The sequence below is a fragment of the Granulicatella seriolae genome (assembly GCF_024543085.1).
In the GTDB taxonomy this organism is placed as follows: domain Bacteria; phylum Bacillota; class Bacilli; order Lactobacillales; family Aerococcaceae; genus Granulicatella; species Granulicatella seriolae.
Genome location: NZ_JANHNZ010000003.1, coordinates 18,106 through 35,602 on the forward strand (window position 1 = coordinate 18,106; position 17,497 = coordinate 35,602).

The window sequence follows — 17,497 nt, forward strand, 5'->3', positions numbered from 1 at the left end:
CTTATAGGATTTAAAGGAGATTTATATGAATTCAAAATTAATTAGAATTACTGGTGAAGCAGCAATCGCTATTATTGTTTCTGTTGCCTTATCTTTTGTGCCCCTCCAAATTATGGGACATGCCATTGATTTAGCCATTTTACCCTTATTATTTTTAGCCTTTAGACAAGGTTTACTTCCAGGATTGCTTAGTGGCTTGATTTTTGGGCTAGTAAACGGCTTGATTGTTGGGGCAGGCAACCTTGACTGGCTTCGTCTAGGACTAGATTCCATTTTAGCTTACACATTAATTGGTGTAGCAGGTATTTTTGCTCGTAATACGGTACGCACGGCTTTTAATCGCAGAAAGTCTTCCACTGTTTTAAACGTCACCACAGGAACACTTTTAGCTAGTCTCCTTTCCTGGGTGACACATGTCTTAGCTAGCTCGCTTACAGCAAACACCTTTTTATCTCAACAACAAGCAGATATTATGTCAACTTTATCAAATACATGGTTGACTTGGTGTTTGACTGCTGGATTAGCTATCCTAATATTTGTCTTGCTGGCCTATCTACTTCCAACAGCGCTTATTCCAAAACAAACTCGTTTCCTTACAAGGAGAGAGCAATCTCATTTATTAAATGACTGATAGCCAGTCAAAAAAGGGAGCTGAGAGGGATGAATATAACTGTAGCGATTATTACACTTGTTATCTTTATCAATACGGTTGCTGCAATCATCACTGTTTTTAAAGACACTCGAGAAATATCTGCAACCTGGGCTTGGCTTTTGGTATTGTTTTTATTGCCAGTCGTAGGGTTCATCATGTACTTATTTTTCGGAAAAAAATTAAGCAAGCAGAATATATTTGATTTAAAATCACAAGAAACTCTAGGGATTTCAGAAATTGCCAACTCACAATTGGAATTATTAGGAGAAGGTACTGTTTTACCTGTATTTGAAAATAATATCTATTTAAAAGATTTAGCGACCTTATTTTTGGAAAGTGATGAGTCAATTATTACTAAAGGCAACAAAGTTGAGCTAATTATTGATGGGGAAGAGAAATTTGCCCAGTTGATGGAAGATATCTTGAATGCTAAGCACCATATCCATATGATTTATTATATTTTTAAAGATGATGACTTAGGTCGACGAGTTATGGACGCTCTGATTGAAAAAGCAAGTCAAGGTATTGAGGTTCTGGTTATCTATGATGCCATGGGTTCGAGAACAACATCTAGAAAATTTTGGAAGAAACTAGAAGAAGCTGGTGGAAAAGCAGTCTCCTTCTTCTCACAATCATTTGCCTTTATTAACTTTCGAATCAACTACCGTAACCATAGAAAGATTGTAGTCATCGATGGTGTCATTGGATATGTTGGTGGCTTCAATATTGGTAATGAGTATCTAGGTATCTCAAAAATGGGCTACTGGAGAGATTCACATTTAAGGATTCAAGGAAATGCGGTATTAACCTTACAATCTCGTTTCTTTATCGATTGGAATGCAGTTGTTTCTGAAACACACGGCAGAGAATATTCAGAAAGTTATTTTCCGATTTCAAAATCTTTAGGTCCTAGCTCAATGCAAATTGTGTCAAATGGACCAGACAGTGATTTTCAAAAAATTAAAATGGGCTTTATTAAGATGATTTCTATGGCTAAGGAGTCTATCTATATTCAATCTCCTTATTTTATTCCTGACGAGAGTGTGCTAGAAGCCTTGTCTATCGCTGCTTTATCTGGTGTTGATGTGCGAATTATGATTCCATCAAAGCCGGATCACCCATTTGTCTATAGAGCTACGGAATTTTATTCAAAAACAATTATTGAATCAGGTGTCAAAGTCTATATCTATCAGAATGGCTTTTTGCATGCTAAAACCATGGTCGTTGATAGCCAAGCCGCAACGGTGGGGACATCTAACTTTGATGTTCGTAGCTTTAAACTGAATTTTGAAGTCAATGCTTTTATCTACGATGCTGAGTTTGCCAAAAAAATGGAAGCTACTTTTATGGAAGATATTAAGGATTGTACCGAAGCAACTAAATCTTATTTCGAGAAACAATCATCATGGCTCAAATTCAAACAGACATTCTCAAGATTATTTTCTCCAATTCTTTAGACTGGAACACTTACTACTAATGCAAACTAAAAACCACTTAAATCAACATTATTTGATTTAAGTGGTTTTTATGTATACACTTTGTTTAATAAATGGCGAATTTTGAACTAGATTTTAGCAGTTAGTAATTGTTCTAGGCTTAAAAGGTGAGTGATGTTGGACTGGTCTGTAAAGGCAACACGATTATTTTCTAAGATAGGGGTTTGAATGGTTCCGTTAGCAACAACTTTATAGACAAAACCATCCTCATCTTTTTGTTCGAATTCTAAGCAAATAGCTTTCTTAAAATAATAGGCTTGGTGGATAGTTTCAACAAGGTCAACCAAGGGCATGAAGTAAGCAATACGAGTTTCAGTTTCATCAAAACTATAAAATTCATCATTGCTAGACTGTAAAGATTGGATAAAAGGTTGAAAGATTGATGTTAGTGGATGTTTGCGTAATTCCATGGTTAGTTCCTCCTCGAACGTTTGTTTGTATTCTTATTATACGAACAATTGTTCTATAATGCAAGAGGAAAAATCAAAAAAATAAAAAAATATTTTTTAGTCCATAATCTCTTTTCTTCCTATATATAAGTTTTCAATTTATAAGAGCTAGTATTCAAACTTATTGCCCTAGTAGGGATAAAGAGATTTGATACCTTGAAAAAATAAGTCTATAATGGTTAGAGTAAGTCCTATGGTATTCAAGATGTTTTCTTGATTGGAGGTGGAAAGATGACTACAAAAATTTTAGAGTCTGTCCAAGATATTGAACAGGTTGCTCTTGACATTCAACAAGACTATCAAAAGAAGATAAAAGATATTGAAACGGAAACTAGCAATAAGATTAAAGATGCTGAGAGCAATATGGAGCAATCCTTAGCGGAATATAAAAATGAGCTAGATAAAAAGAATCAAGAAAAAAATGATCAATTTTTACAGAAGACTTCCCAAGAGGCCCAAGACTTAATCAATCAGTTAAGTGATGGTTTTTCTCAAAGAAAAGAAGAATTGATTCAAGAAACAATTAAGGAGGTCTTAAAGCGATATGGCAATAGCTAAAATGAAAAAAGTCATGCTTGTGGCCCCTAATCAATTGAAGGATGAATTGCTAAATGCTATTCAAGAATTGCAAAATTTAGAATTTATTGAATCTCCTATTGAGGAAGACATGGATGAAACGATTTTTCTTTCTTCTAGTGATGAAAGGCAAGATCTGATCAAAGAAAAGGAGGATTTTCATACCTTATTGGAAGACTCACTATCCTTCTTAAAAAGGAATCAACCACAAGTATCGTTTATTCAAAAATATAAAAACCCTCGAGAAGAGTATCGTTTAGATGAACTCTCCTCAAAAGTAGCAGATTTTACCATTGATGAAAAATTACAATTGGTAAAAGATTACCAAAAACGAACAACTGACCTTGAAAATGAACGCAAAGATTTGTTGGACAAGGAAGAGCTGCTTAGAAAATGGGAAGGTCTTTATTTCCACCCTAACGAGTTGGCGCACCAACAATACACTAAAACCATCTTGGGGACTATTCCTCAAACCGTGGACAATCAGTATCGTAAGGTGCTAGACAATAGCGAATTAATATTCGTTAATGAAATTTTTCATACTCGGGATGAAGTGGGGGTTCTTTTGACCTATTCTCGTAAAGATAGAGAACTAATTAAGGAAGACCTTATACAAGCTCACTTTACGCGTTTCCGTTATCCCTTTAAACAATCCCCTAAAGTTGAACTGAGGTCAGTTTTAGACCGTCAAAAATCATTAGCTCTTGAGTTGAGTGATGTGAAAAAAGAGATCGCTAAGGACCAAGATACAGCTTATCAATTACAGCTAGCTAGTGAAGTTGCTTATAATGAATTGGAAAAAGAAAGAAGTAAAGAACTATTTTTAACGACTAACCATTTGTTTATTATGGAAGGTTGGCTAAAGGAAAAAGATGTTGAACAGGTCAGAAACCAACTTAGCAATCGTATTCCTTCAGCTGAATATGCCTTTTTTGAGCAAGAAATTGACCAAGAAGAGTTCGATAAGGTTCCAATTTCTCTGGAAAACCACAAATTTGTGGCACCATTTGAATCTCTGGTCGGCATGTATGGGTTACCTAAGTATGGTGAATTGGATCCGACACCGTTTATGATGCCATTTTATATGACCTTTTTTGGGCTTATGGCAGCAGACGTTGGCTATGGAATTCTTTTGTGGCTAGGAACTTATGCTATGTTGCGTTTCTTGCACTTGGACAAGGGCTTTAAGAAAAATATACAATTTTTCCATGCCCTATCGTATCCAACTATTATCTGGGGCTTGGTTTTTGGTTCATTCCTTGGTTTTGATCTGCCATTTAGGATTTTGTCCTTATCAACAGATATGACGACCTTAATGCTTATGTCAATCATATTCGGGGTCATTCAGATTATGCTTAGTCTGGCGCTGGGAGCTTATACCAATGTGAAGAAAAAAGATTATGTCAATGCCTATCTCAACCATATCGGCTGGTTACTGATTTTTATTGGTGGTATCTCTTATGTACTAGGTTCAATGGTGATTCACCAACCACTTCTTGCACAAGTGGGTATGTGGTTAGCTATTGTGGCGGCTGTTGTGATTGTGCTCGTTTCTGTCTTTGCCTCTAAGAATAAGGCGGCAGGTTTGGCATCAGGTTTGTACAATCTTTATGGTGTCAGTGGTTATGTTGGGGATATGGTCAGTTATACACGTTTGATGGCACTAGCAGTTTCTGGAGGAAGTATTGCATCAGCCTTTAACTTGCTAGTCGGATTCTTACCGCCGATTGCTAGGTTTACTGTTGGTCTTCTATTATTCATCGCTCTACACGCTTTGAATATCTTCTTATCTTTCTTAGGGGCCTATGTACATGGTATGAGACTTCAGTTTGTCGAATTCTTCGGTAAATTCTACGAAGGTGGCGGACGTGCCTTTAATCCTTTTAAGACCTACGAAAAATATATTTATATTAATGCAAATAAAACAGAAAAAATGGAGGAAAAATAAGATGACAAACTGGTTAACGTTTTTAAGTGAAAATGGCGGTGGAGTAATGTTCGCTGCTTTAGGAATGGGAATTGCAATTATCTTTGGAGGTATCGGTTCTTCTAGAGGGGTTGGGATTGCTGGTGAAGCAGCTGCAGCTCTAATTAAGGAACAACCAGAAAAATTTGCTCAAGCCTTAATTCTACAACTACTACCTGGTACGCAAGGGATTTACGGATTTATCATTGCCTTCTTCATCATGGGTAGAATGACAGCTGATTTAAGTTTGCAAAATGGTTTGTATTTATTAATGGCGTCATTACCTGTTGCTTTTACTGGTTTATTCTCTGCCATCTCTCAAGGAAAAGTAGCTGCTGCTGGTATTCAAATTTTAGCTAAAAAACCTGAAGAGGCTACAAAAGGAATTATCTTTTCTGCAATGGTAGAAACTTATGCCATCTTGGGGTTATTGGTTTCAATATTAATCATCTTACGTATGGGATAGGAGTTGAAACGCTTGAAAGATTTAGAGCAACTTAAAGAAAGAATTTTACAAGAAATTCATGATGAATTTTCACAAAAATTAGCTGTTGCCACTAAAGTAGAAGAAGAGCGTTTAAGTCATGCAAATGCACGCTTTTCTGAACAAGAAATGGCTAGTAAGATTTCTTTAAAGAAAGCAGCTAAGAGTCAATTAGAAAGACAGGAACAAGCTATCCTCAATAAGAGTAATAAGGATGTTCTGCAAGTCAAAAGAAATCTACTAAATCAAGTCTATTCAGAAGCCATCACTATTTTGTCGTCATGGAGTGGAGAAACCTTTCTTCAATATATCGAAGGTGTCTTGAACAACCTAAAGATTGAAGGGCAATTCCATTTGCAATTTGGGCAAGAAAGTATAGACAAATTAAATGACAGCCAAAAAAGTAAGCTTGCTCAAAACTATCCTTCTATGGTTATTGAACAGGAACCGGTTGCTAAAAAAGCCGGCTTTATCGTAAAGAAAGATGGGATTGACTATAATTACTTTTTTGATGAATTAGTGGAAGACTTGAAAAATGATTTTTCACCAACTCTAGCTAAACTAGCATTTGAACAATAGGAAGGAGTGAGTCAATGAATGATTTAGCTTATTCTGGAGTAAATACCACTGTTCGAATCATGGAAGGACAGCTATTAAAAAGAGATGACTTTGAAGCTATGCTTAAAGCACCTTCACTGGCTAGTGCCCTAGACTTATTATCAAAATCAGCTTATGACTTTAATGCTGAAGAAGTACTACAGTCAAAAGACTTTGAATCCTTTTTAATGAAAGGACTTCAAGATGCCCACCAAGAATTAATTGAGATAGTTCCAACAAAAGGGCTTTTGGAAGTTTTTTCAACCCTTTATACCTATCACAATCTAAAAGTTCTTTTAAAAGAAAAATTCTCAGGAAAAGATTTTGATTCCCTATTGATTGATATTGGAGCTTATCCACTAGATACCTTAAGAGCTTTAGTAGAAAGTGCCAAGAATGATAATTTACCTCAAGTCATGGTTAAAGCTGTTAGCGAGGCTTTTGAAGAATTTGAAAACTTTAAACGTTTCGAAACGGCTGATATTATCATGGATACCTATTATTTTAGGCACTTAAAATACTTGGATAAGCTTTTGGACAATCCAATCGTTCATCAGATTATTACCTGTACCATTGATTTAGAAAATATAGCTACTCTGATTCGAGGGATTAAGCAAAAACAATCGCGTTCATTTATGCAAACAGTGCTCTCAAGTGCTGGTACAGCCTCAAAAACAAAAATGATTGATACCAGTCAAAATGAGAACTGGTCACAAGTGTTAGAACTGTTTGAAGCTTTATCCATCAAAGATGAGTTGGCAGAAATTCTCAATCATGACACCATGGATATTGAAATTATCCAATTGGAATTGTTAAAAGACCGCACCATTTATAATCTCTTAAAAGATGCGACCTTTGAACCTTTTGGACCATTTCCTTCTTTAGCGTATATTCATGCAAAGGAAATGGAAGTTAAAAACTTACGCTTACTATTAGTTGGAAAAGATAATGGTTTTTCAGAACAACAAATAAGAGAAAGGATGCGACCTATTTATGGCTCATAACATAGCAGTAGTTGGAGACAAAGATTCCGTACTTCCTTTTAAATTATTGGGTTTTGATGTCTTTCCTACTAGTGATCCGGCACAAGCAAGAACAATTATTGATGGGCTAGCCAGTCAATCTTATGGAATTATTTATTTAACTGAGGCTATTGCTAAAGAAATTCCGGATACTATCAAGCGTTATGATGCAGAAATTTCACCAGCTGTTATTCTTATTCCAAACCATTTAGGCACCTTGAATATTGGTAAAGCTAGAATTCAAGAGAATGTGGAAAAAGCAGTTGGCCAAAATATTCTGTAACAAATTTCTATTATGACCTTAGTGTCAAATAGAAAATTCAATTATCAAGGAGGTAGCCTATTGAAAAGCGGACAAATCGTCAAAGTTTCTGGACCACTTGTTACTGCAAAGGGAATGGAAGACGCAAATATTCAAGATATCTGTAAAGTTGGGAATCTTGGATTGATTGGTGAGATTATTGAAATGAGAAAAGACCTTGCTTCAATCCAAGTATATGAAGAAACCTCTGGGCTTGGCCCAAATGAACCGGTAACGACAACAGGACTTGCCTTATCTGTCGAATTAGCACCGGGTATCATTTCACAAATGTTTGATGGGATTCAACGTCCTTTGAACACCTTTAGAGACGTTTCTAAAAGTGATTTTCTTGTCAGAGGGACTAGTGTTCCACCGTTAGACCGTGAGAAAGAATGGGATTTTGTAGCAACAGCTAAAGTTGGAGATACTGTTCAAGCAGGAGATATTGTTGGAACTGTCCAAGAAACTCCAGTTATTGAACACCGTATTATGGTACCTTATGGTGTCTCAGGTAAGATTGTTGCGATTGAAAGTGGACGTTACAGAATTGCTGATATCGTGTATAAGATTGAGACCGATAAAGGTGTAAGAGAGTTTGACCTGATTCAACGCTGGCCAGTCCGTAGGGGCCGTCCATTTAAAACGAAAAAGAATACGACTGTTCCGATGTTAACTGGTCAACGGGTTATTGATACCTTTTTCCCAGTTACTAAAGGGGGAGCTGCTGCTGTTCCAGGGCCATTTGGAGCTGGTAAGACAGTTGTGCAACACCAAATTGCAAAATGGGCTGATGTTGATATTGTCGTTTACGTTGGATGTGGTGAACGTGGTAATGAAATGACGGATGTTTTGAATGAGTTTCCTGAGTTGATTGACCCAAATACGGGGCAATCCATCATGAACCGTACTGTATTGATTGCCAACACCTCTAATATGCCTGTAGCGGCCCGTGAAGCCTCTATCTATACAGGTATCACTATTGCTGAGTATTTTAGAGATATGGGCTATTCTGTCGCTATTATGGCTGATTCAACCTCTAGATGGGCAGAAGCTTTAAGAGAGATGTCTGGACGATTGGAAGAGATGCCAGGTGACGAAGGTTATCCAGCCTATCTAGGTAGTCGTATCGCCGAGTATTATGAACGTGCTGGACGTGTGGTAACCTTGGGTAGTGAAGAGCGTGAAGGAACTATTACGGCTATTGGAGCTGTATCACCTCCAGGGGGAGATACATCAGAACCAGTAACCCAAAATACGTTACGAGTGGTTAAAGTTTTCTGGGCACTAGATGCTGCTCTGGCACAACGTCGTCATTTTCCATCAATGAACTGGTTAACTTCTTATTCTTTATACAACACGGAAGTTGGGCAATATTTGGATCAACATATCCATGAAAATTGGTCTAATATGGTACAACACGCCATGAATATTCTACAAGAAGAAGCTAGTTTAGAAGAGATCGTTCGTTTAGTTGGTCTAGAATCTCTATCTGAAAAAGACCGTTTAACCATGACTATCGCAAAATCTTTACGTGAAGACTACTTACAGCAAAATGCTTTTGATGATGTAGATACCTTTACCTCACGTGAGAAGCAATACCGTATGTTGGATCTTATCCTGAGCTTTGAAGAAGAAGCTCGTAAAGCCATGAAACTAGGCGCTTATTACAATGAAATTATGGATGGAACGGAAGAAGTACGTGACCAAATCGCACGTTCTAAATATATTTCAGAAGATAATATTGCGCAGATTGGTCATATTAAAGAAAATGTGAAAGAAGCTATCTTAGAGACTGTCAAGGAAGGAGGAATGTCTGAAAATGCTTAAAGAATATCGTACAATTAGCGAAGTAGTAGGACCACTGATGATTGTTGAAGGCGTCGAAGGTGTAAAATTTGATGAGTTGGTTGAAATCCAAATGCAAGATGGTGAAATTCGCCACGGTCAAGTTCTAGAAGTTGAAAACGATAAGGCTATGGTTCAGATTTTTGAAGGCCCAAGTGGTATTAACTTGAGAGATTCTAAAGTTCGTTTTCGTGGTCGTCCTTTATCGGTCAATGTGTCAGAGGATATGGTCGGAAGAATTTTTGATGGTATGGGAAATGCTATTGATGATGGACCAGACATCATTCCTGAAGCCTCTTTAGATGTGAATGGTCAAGCCATCAACCCTGTCTCTAGAGATTATCCCGATGAGTTTATCCAAACGGGTATTTCAGCCATCGACCATTTAAACACCTTGGTTCGCGGACAAAAGCTTCCTGTCTTCTCTGGATCTGGGTTACCTCATAAAGAATTAGCAGCTCAAATCGCTCGTCAAGCAACCGTATTGAATAGTGACGAAAAATTTGCCGTAGTCTTTGCTGCTATGGGGATTACCTTTGATGAAGCAGAATACTTTATGGAAGATTTCCGTAAAACAGGAGCTATCGACCGTTCTGTAATGTTTATCAACTTGGCAAATGACCCTGCCATTGAACGGATCGCCACGCCAAAAATTGCTTTAACCACTGCTGAATATCTAGCTTATGAAAAAGATATGCATGTCTTGGTTATCATGACAGATATGACCAACTACTGTGAAGCCTTACGTGAGGTGTCAGCTGCTCGCCGTGAGGTTCCGGGACGCCGTGGCTATCCAGGTTACCTCTATACCAATTTATCCACCTTGTATGAGCGTGCTGGACGATTAATTGGCCATAAGGGTTCAGTAACACAAATACCAATCTTATCTATGCCAGAAGATGATATCACTCATCCAATTCCAGATTTGACTGGTTACATTACTGAAGGGCAAATTATTTTAGATCGAAACCTAGATAATTCAGGAATCAAACCTCCAATCAACGTTTTGCCATCCTTGTCTCGTCTAAAAGATAAGGGGTCAGGTGAGGGCAAAACACGTAAAGACCATGCAGCAACTATGAACCAATTATTTGCTGCCTATGCGACTGGTAAGCAAGCCAAAGAATTAGCTGTAATCCTAGGTGAATCTGCTCTATCCAAAACAGACAAACTCTATGTAGAATTTACCGAACGATTTGAAAATGAATACATCAATCAAGGCTTTAATACCAATAGAACGATTGAAGAAACACTTGACTTAGGATGGGAATTGCTGTCTATTCTACCAAGAACCGAATTGAAACGTATTAAGGATGACATGCTCGATGAATTCTTACCAAAAGGAGAGTGATCTTCATGGTACGCTTGAATGTAAAGCCAACACGAATGGAGTTAAGAGCCCTAAAGCAACGATTAACAGTTGCTAAAAGAGGTCACAAGTTGTTGAAAGACAAGCAAGATGAATTGATGAGACAGTTTATCGATCTAATCCGTAAAAACAATGAGCTACGTACCAATGTTGAAGAACGACTAATTCTTGGCATGCAAAGTTTCGTATTGGCAAAAGCCTCTTTGAATGAAGCCTTTATTGAAGAATTAGTTGCTATCCCACCTCAAAACGTTAGCTTAGAAGTAAGAGAAAAGAACATTATGAGTGTTTTTGTTCCAGAAATGAATTTTACAGTCCAAGAACAAAGCAAAGAATCTGACTTTAAATATGGTTACTTAAATTCCAACAGTGAAATCGATGATTCTATCAATCAAATCTCGCAAGTTCTGCCCGACTTATTGGCATTAACAGAAATCGAAAAAACTTGTCAACTAATGGCAGATGAAATCGAAAAAACTAGACGACGGGTTAATGCCCTTGAATACCGCATGATTCCTCAACTAGAAGAGACCATTTACTATATTGAGATGAAGCTAGAAGAGAATGAAAGAGCAAGTATTACGAGAATTATGAAAGTCAAGGATATGGGGCAAGGGTAAGCCAAATGTGTTTTATTAAAAACTAGCTTAAACAAGCAACTAAAAATATTCCGAGAACCTTTTGAAGTCCTAAGGTTCTCGGAATATTTTCTTTGGAATTATTTCGGTGGCACCGTTTATATTTTTGATACCTTTCTTGGCAAGTCTTTAGTGCATAGAAACAATCATATGGTTTTAGGCTTCTTGTTTAGCTCTTAAAATGAAACCGCCATTGAAGGTTTTCTATACTTACTACTGTTTTCATTACGTAATTTATGATACTATAATCTTTAGATGTAATTGAAGAGATTGGAGATTCTATTAAAAATGAAAAGAAGAGGCTTATTAATTGTTCTATCAGGTCCATCTGGTGTTGGAAAGGGAACGGTCCGAGCGGCAATCTTTAATAAAACAGATCAAAAGTTTGTCTATTCTGTTTCTGCTACGACCAGAGCCGCAAGACCGGGTGAGGTAGATGGCAAGGATTATTTTTTTAAAACACGTGAAGAATTCGAAAAGATGATCGAGCAAGGACAATTATTAGAATATGCAGAATACGTTGGTAACTATTATGGAACTCCAATTGACTATGTTGAAAAAACATTAGCAGAAGGTAAAGATGTTTTCTTAGAGATAGAAGTCCAAGGGGCTATTCAAGTTAGAGAAAAGATGCCTGAGGGTGTGTATATTTTCTTAACACCACCTGATTTGTCCGTATTGCAATCCCGTATTGTTAATCGTGGGACTGATTCAGATGATGTTATCCAACAACGGATGAAAAAAGCAAGAGAAGAATTGAATTTAATGAAGCACTATGATTATGCTGTTAGAAATGACCAAGTTGATTTAGCGGTTGCTAAAATAGAGTGCATTATTGCATCAGAACATTTGCGTGTTCAACGTTCTATCGATACAATAGAGGAGATAGAAGAAGAACTAGAAGCAATGCTTGATTAATCCAAAAATAGAAAGAGGCAAACCATCATGATGTTATATCCTTCAATAGATAAATTATTAGTAGAAATTGATTCAAAATATTCATTGGTTATCTTATCCAGCAAGAGAGCCCATGAATTACACCACCATGCACCAACTATGTTAGAATCTTACAAATCATATAAGAATGTTGGCCGTGCTCTAGAAGAAGTAGTGGCGGGCGATTTGTGGATTAGAGACGATAGTGTGCCTGTAGAAGTCTAAGAAAGATCAATAATTAGCCATAATATTTGTAAACACGAACAAAACCTTATCCCTACCTGCTTGTAATGAGAAGTAGCCATTTTCATGGCTGGATAATTGGGTACTTGGTGCCTGTGGTTTGTTCGTGTTTTTCGTCAGTTTTTAAAGAAGGTGAGTCTATGTATGCAAAAGTGATTGTAGATGTATCAGCAAATCCAGTAAATCGACCATTTCTCTACCGTGTTCCCGAAGACTTTAAGGACGTGGTAGAGATTGGTATGCGTGTTGAAGCACCATTTGGACCTAGAACGATTCAAGGTTATATTGTTGACTTGACCGAGGAATCTGACTATCAAGGGGAAATACTGGAGTTTTATCGCCCCATGGATTTGGAGCCAGTCTTGACCAAAGAATTGGTGGCACTAGGCAATTACATGTCGCAAGAAGTGTTCGCCTTCCAGATCAACTGTTACCAAACTATGCTGCCACCGATGTTAAAGACCACCTACGAGAAACGCTTTTATCCGGTAAATGGTGCTTTGCTACCAGCTGAGGAGCAAAAACTTTTTGCTGGTCAAGCTTATATTACCGTGGATTCCAAGACGTCAGATACTCTTTTAGCAAAATTGCTCCGTCTTAAGGTGGAAGGGAAAATTGCTGTAAGAACAATTGTTGGTGATAAAGTCCGGGTTAAAAAAGAGAAATGGTTGCTACCACAGTTATCAAAGGAAGAAATCATTGAAATAATAGAAGACTTGCCTAGTCGTTCAGTACGGCAAAAAGCTGTCTTGCATGCTCTTTTAAAGATTAACCAAACTGTTAAGAAAACGGACTTTATAGAGAAGTTTGCTCTCACGTCCTCAGATATTTCCACAGCTATAAAAAAAGATTGGATCGGTGAGGAGGAACGTCAAGTCAATCGTGACCCATTTGCCAATCGTTTTGTGGAACCTAGTCAGCACTTAGCCTTGAATGATGAACAGGAATTGGCTTTTCAAGAGGTGGTTGCTAATTGGGATAAGGGGTCCAGAACCTATTTGTTAGAAGGGGTGACTGGTAGTGGGAAGACAGAGCTTTATTTGCAATGGATTGCTAAAGCTATCCATGAAGGCAAGTCTGCTATTATGTTGGTCCCTGAAATTGCTCTAACGCCTCAGATGGTTCATCGTTTTAAATCACGTTTCGGCGATCGGGTAGCCATTTTGCATAGTGGCTTGAGTGCTGGAGAGAAATACGATGAGTGGCGCAAAATTCATCAAGGGCAAGCTGATATTGTGGTGGGGGCTCGCTCATCTATTTTTGCTCCTTTGAAAAATATTGGCATTATTATTCTGGATGAAGAGCATGAGACGACTTATAAGCAGGATGAATCTCCACGCTACCATGCTAGAGATATAGCGCTGTGGCGAGCCAAATACCATGATTGCTCAGTGATTTTGGGGAGTGCAACACCTTCCTTAGATTCTAGAGCTAGAGCACAAAAAAATGTTTATAAACTGCTCAAATTAAACAAACGTGCTAAACAACAAAACTTACCACAGATTCAAATTGTGGATATGAGACAGGAGTTCCAGACGAATCGTGGGAATTTCTCTGGTGCTTTAAAGGAAGCAATTGCCCAACGCTTAGAGCGCAAGGAACAGACTGTTCTGCTGCTTAATCGAAGAGGCTATTCTTCCTTTGTCTTGTGCCGGGACTGCGGGCATGTGGTTCAATGCCCTAACTGTGATATTTCTTTGACCATGCATATGGATACAAAATCAATGAAATGCCATTATTGTGGTCATGAAGAAGCTATTCCTAATCGCTGTCCCAAATGTTTGAGTGAGAAAATTCGCTATTATGGAACAGGTACACAAAAGGTGGAGGAAGAGCTACAAGATTTATTTCCTACTGCTAGAATTATTCGTATGGATGTGGATACAACTAGAAAAAAAGGTCAGCATGAAAAGCTCTTGAAAGAATTTGGCAACCATGAAGCTGATATTTTACTAGGTACTCAGATGATTGCTAAGGGTTTGGATTTCCCGAAAGTAACCTTAGTTGGGGTTATCAATGCAGACACATCATTGAATTTACCAGATTTTCGTTCTTTCGAGCGAACCTTTCAACTCTTAACTCAGGTTGCTGGACGAGCAGGTCGTGCTGATTTACCGGGACAGGTCATTATCCAGTCCTTTAATCCAGACCACTATGCCATTGAATATTCCAAAAATCACGACTATGAAGGCTTTTTCCGTAAAGAAATGAGCATTCGTCACATGGGAAACTACCCACCATATTTCTTTACTACCATGGTAACGGTCAGCAGTGAAACGGAAGCTCTTGCAATGAAAAAAGCAGTGGAAATTCGTAAATTTTTAACAGAGCGCTTATCAAAAACCACAGTCGTCCTAGGCCCAACCGCCAAATCAATTGCACGAGTTAATAAGCGTTACTACTTTCAAATACTCATTAAATATAAAAAAGAACCAGCTTTATCACTCCTATTGAACGAGTTGATGCATGATGCTAGTCGACAAAATGCCAAAAAATTATCTATTCAAATTGATGTCGAGCCAATGCAATTCTTGTAATTGATTCAAATGTATAAGAGATGATAATGGAAAGGAATCTACTGAATGAAAAAAATCATTTTTATGGGGACACCACAATTTTCTACAGCCATTTTAAGCATGCTTGTTGATAGTGGTTATCAAGTGTTAGCTGTTGTGACCCAACCCGATAAACCTGTTGGTAGAAAAAAAGTTTTGACACCGAGCCCAGTTAAAGTTCTAGCACTGGATTATGATATTCCTGTTTATCAACCAGAAAAGTTATCCGGGTCAAAGGAATTAGAAGAATTAATGGCCTTAGACGCAGACCTGATTGTGACGGCTGCTTATGGTCAATTTTTACCGACCAAATTTTTAGAATTCCCTAAATATGGTGCTGTGAATGTCCATGCATCCTTATTGCCTAAATACCGTGGTGGGGCACCAATTCATTATGCCATCATGAATGGGGATAAAGAAACAGGGGTTACCATTATGAGAATGATAGCTAAGATGGATGCAGGCGATATATTATCGCAAAAAGCTATTCCTATTGAGGAGGATGATGATGTTGCCAGCATGTTTGATAAGTTAAGCGTGGTTGGTCGTGATCTCTTAAAAGAAACTCTGCCTAGGTTATTTGCTGGTCAATTACAGCCAATCGCTCAAGATCCAAATTTAGTTACTTTCTCTCCCAATATTCAGCGTGAAGAGGAACAAATTGATTGGAGCTTAAGCGCCCAAGAAGTGGACTATTTTGTAAGAGGACTTAGACCTTGGCCAAGCGCCCATACTGTTTTTGAGGGTATTCGTTACAAACTCTGGCAGGTGAAACCTTTACCTCAAGGAAATAAGAGTGATTTGCCGATAGGAAGTTTTTATCTCGATGCTAATAATCGACTGCTAGTGGTATGTGGAAATCAGTCACTGCTACAAATTTTAGAAATTCAACCTGCTGGAAAGGGACGTTTAACCGACAAAGAATTTACTAATGGTTTTAAAAATCTACTTCAACAAAAGGTTGTTTTTGACATCCCCAATCGGAAAGTAAGTGACAACAATGGATAAAGTACGTTTAGCTGCAATGGAAATTGTAGAAGAGATTGACAAAGGTGGGGCCTATTCGACCATCTTATTTAATCGTCGAGTTAAAGAGTTAGGCTTGGACGATTTGGACCGTGGACTCATGACTGAATTAGTTTATGGAACCTTGCAAAGAAAATTAACCTTGGATTATTATATGCAACCCTATGTTAAAGGCAAACTTCAATCATGGGTGCGTAATCTTCTTAGAACAGCTTTTTACCAGTTAATCTATCTGGACCGTATACCGGATCATGCTGTTCTCTTTGAAACCGTTGAAATTGCTAAGAAAAGAGGTCATAAAGGGTTAGGCAACTTAGTTAATGGTATTCTTAGAGCCTTTTTAAGGAATCCAAGACCAAAACTTGAAGAAATCGAACCAGTCAACCAAGGTTTGAGCATTCAATATAGTATGCCAGTTTGGTTGGTAGATCGATTTTTAGAGGATTATGGTTTGGACAAAACGGAAGCGATCTTAAGTTCCTTGCTAAACCCACCCTTTATGGCAGCGCGTATCCAAGACCTGAGTGAGTCACGTGAACAGGTCATTGCTGATTTGGAAGCAGAAGGGTTTAAGGCGTGGCCAAGTGAGGTCTATGATAGAGGGATTCGTATTGCGTCCCGTTCTGTTGTGACTTCCAAATTGTTTGAACAAGGAAGAATCACCATCCAAGACGAATCTTCCATGTTAGTGGCTGCTTTAGGTGCTATTGAACCACAAGACCTAGTTTTAGATGCCTGTGCAGCGCCAGGTGGGAAAACAACACATATGGCTAGTTTTATTTCAGAAGAAAAAAATGGTAAAATAATAGCATTAGATATTCACAAACATAAAGTAAAGTTGATTGAGGAAAATGCTGAACGACTACATGTCAATCAAAACATTCAAGCTCAGGTGCTAGATGCTAGAAAAGCTTATGAAATATTCGAACCACAAAGTTTTGACAAAATCTTTGTTGATGCTCCTTGCTCAGGGTTAGGCTTGATGAGAAGAAAACCAGATATAAAATATAGCAAGAAAGCTGAGGATATTACTAAACTACAAGACATTCAAGTAGAAATTTTAAATTCTCTTGCTGATTTGGTAAAAAAAGGTGGACGACTAATCTACTCAACGTGTACACTAACAAGTGAAGAGAATAGTAGAACGGTTTCACGATTTCTACAAGCTCATCCAGACTTTACAATAGAGCCAATCATTGAATGGCCGCATTTAGAAAAATGTATTCAAGCAGATGGAAGTATCCAGTTATTACCGCAAGATTTTGGTACGGATGGATTCTACATTTGTCGCTTAAAACGACGTGACTAGTCGGAACTCAATAGATTGAAATAGAGGTGAATT

Annotated in this window: 17 protein-coding genes; 16 read left to right on the forward strand and 1 reads right to left on the reverse strand. The window is 37.8% G+C overall.

Going from position 1 to position 17,497, the window contains the following annotated elements; genetic code table 11:
- Nucleotides 1-25 precede the first annotated feature (25 nt).
- Both NPA36_RS04020 and cls read left to right on the forward strand, forming a co-directional pair.
- Nucleotides 26-631, forward strand: a complete 606-nt coding sequence (locus NPA36_RS04020) for an energy-coupled thiamine transporter ThiT (protein ID WP_256944826.1) — start codon at nt 26-28, stop codon at nt 629-631.
- 29 nt (nt 632-660) lie between these two features.
- Nucleotides 661-2,109 carry a cardiolipin synthase gene (gene cls / locus NPA36_RS04025; RefSeq protein WP_256944827.1) on the forward strand — a complete coding sequence of 483 codons (1,449 nt, stop codon included), beginning with the start codon at nt 661-663 and terminating at the stop codon, nt 2,107-2,109.
- Nucleotides 2,110-2,216: 107 nt separating this feature from the next.
- On the opposite strand, the gene NPA36_RS04030 is transcribed toward cls, so the two are convergent.
- Complete coding sequence (locus tag NPA36_RS04030; protein WP_256944828.1) at nt 2,217-2,558, reverse strand: hypothetical protein; 342 nt, start codon at nt 2,556-2,558, stop codon at nt 2,217-2,219.
- 270 nt (nt 2,559-2,828) lie between these two features.
- Here NPA36_RS04030 and NPA36_RS04035 point away from each other — a divergent pair, with 270 nt between their 5' ends.
- The 14 genes from NPA36_RS04035 to rsmB all read left to right on the forward strand — a co-directional run bounded on the left by NPA36_RS04035 (nt 2,829) and on the right by rsmB (nt 17,464).
- Nucleotides 2,829-3,155: a hypothetical protein gene (locus NPA36_RS04035; protein ID WP_256944829.1), complete on the forward strand. Its 327-nt coding sequence runs from the start codon at nt 2,829-2,831 to the stop codon at nt 3,153-3,155.
- Nucleotides 3,142-5,121: a V-type ATP synthase subunit I gene (locus tag NPA36_RS04040; protein WP_256944830.1), complete on the forward strand. Its 1,980-nt coding sequence runs from the start codon at nt 3,142-3,144 to the stop codon at nt 5,119-5,121. The genes NPA36_RS04035 and NPA36_RS04040 overlap by 14 nt, the downstream gene beginning before the upstream one ends.
- Before the next feature lies 1 nt (nt 5,122).
- Entirely contained in the window at nt 5,123-5,605 is a 483-nt protein-coding gene (locus NPA36_RS04045; protein WP_256944831.1) for a V-type ATP synthase subunit K, read from the forward strand.
- Nucleotides 5,606-5,617: 12 nt separating this feature from the next.
- Nucleotides 5,618-6,202, forward strand: a complete 585-nt coding sequence (locus NPA36_RS04050) for a hypothetical protein (protein ID WP_256944832.1) — start codon at nt 5,618-5,620, stop codon at nt 6,200-6,202.
- A 14-nt stretch (nt 6,203-6,216) separates the two neighbouring features.
- Nucleotides 6,217-7,224 carry a V-type ATPase subunit gene (locus tag NPA36_RS04055; RefSeq protein ID WP_256944833.1) on the forward strand — a complete coding sequence of 336 codons (1,008 nt, stop codon included), beginning with the start codon at nt 6,217-6,219 and terminating at the stop codon, nt 7,222-7,224.
- On the forward strand, nt 7,214-7,525 hold the full coding sequence (locus NPA36_RS04060; protein WP_256944834.1) for a V-type ATP synthase subunit F: 312 nt from the start codon (nt 7,214-7,216) through the stop codon (nt 7,523-7,525). Before NPA36_RS04055 ends, NPA36_RS04060 begins: the two co-directional genes overlap by 11 nt.
- Before the next feature lie 12 nt (nt 7,526-7,537).
- The gene (locus NPA36_RS04065) at nt 7,538-9,370 is read left to right on the forward strand and encodes a V-type ATP synthase subunit A (RefSeq protein WP_407932774.1); all 1,833 of its coding nucleotides are present in this window, start codon (nt 7,538-7,540) and stop codon (nt 9,368-9,370) included.
- Nucleotides 9,357-10,739 carry a V-type ATP synthase subunit B gene (locus NPA36_RS04070; protein WP_256945043.1) on the forward strand — a complete coding sequence of 461 codons (1,383 nt, stop codon included), beginning with the start codon at nt 9,357-9,359 and terminating at the stop codon, nt 10,737-10,739. The genes NPA36_RS04065 and NPA36_RS04070 overlap by 14 nt, the downstream gene beginning before the upstream one ends.
- A 5-nt stretch (nt 10,740-10,744) precedes the next feature.
- A complete protein-coding gene (locus NPA36_RS04075; RefSeq protein WP_256944836.1) occupies nt 10,745-11,377 on the forward strand; it encodes a V-type ATP synthase subunit D in 633 nt (210 codons plus the stop codon).
- 306 nt (nt 11,378-11,683) lie between these two features.
- Nucleotides 11,684-12,313: a guanylate kinase gene (gene gmk / locus NPA36_RS04080; protein WP_256944837.1), complete on the forward strand. Its 630-nt coding sequence runs from the start codon at nt 11,684-11,686 to the stop codon at nt 12,311-12,313.
- Between the two features lie 27 nt (nt 12,314-12,340).
- Nucleotides 12,341-12,556: a DNA-directed RNA polymerase subunit omega gene (gene rpoZ / locus NPA36_RS04085; RefSeq protein ID WP_275978139.1), complete on the forward strand. Its 216-nt coding sequence runs from the start codon at nt 12,341-12,343 to the stop codon at nt 12,554-12,556.
- 158 nt (nt 12,557-12,714) lie between these two features.
- A complete protein-coding gene (gene priA, locus NPA36_RS04090) occupies nt 12,715-15,111 on the forward strand; it encodes a primosomal protein N' (protein ID WP_256944838.1) in 2,397 nt (798 codons plus the stop codon).
- Between the two features lie 45 nt (nt 15,112-15,156).
- Nucleotides 15,157-16,137 (forward strand): methionyl-tRNA formyltransferase, encoded by a 981-nt coding sequence (gene fmt / locus NPA36_RS04095; RefSeq protein WP_256944839.1) that lies wholly within the window; start codon nt 15,157-15,159, stop codon nt 16,135-16,137.
- On the forward strand, nt 16,130-17,464 hold the full coding sequence (gene rsmB, locus NPA36_RS04100) for a 16S rRNA (cytosine(967)-C(5))-methyltransferase RsmB (RefSeq protein WP_256944840.1): 1,335 nt from the start codon (nt 16,130-16,132) through the stop codon (nt 17,462-17,464). The genes fmt and rsmB overlap by 8 nt, the downstream gene beginning before the upstream one ends.
- Nucleotides 17,465-17,497 lie beyond the last annotated feature (33 nt).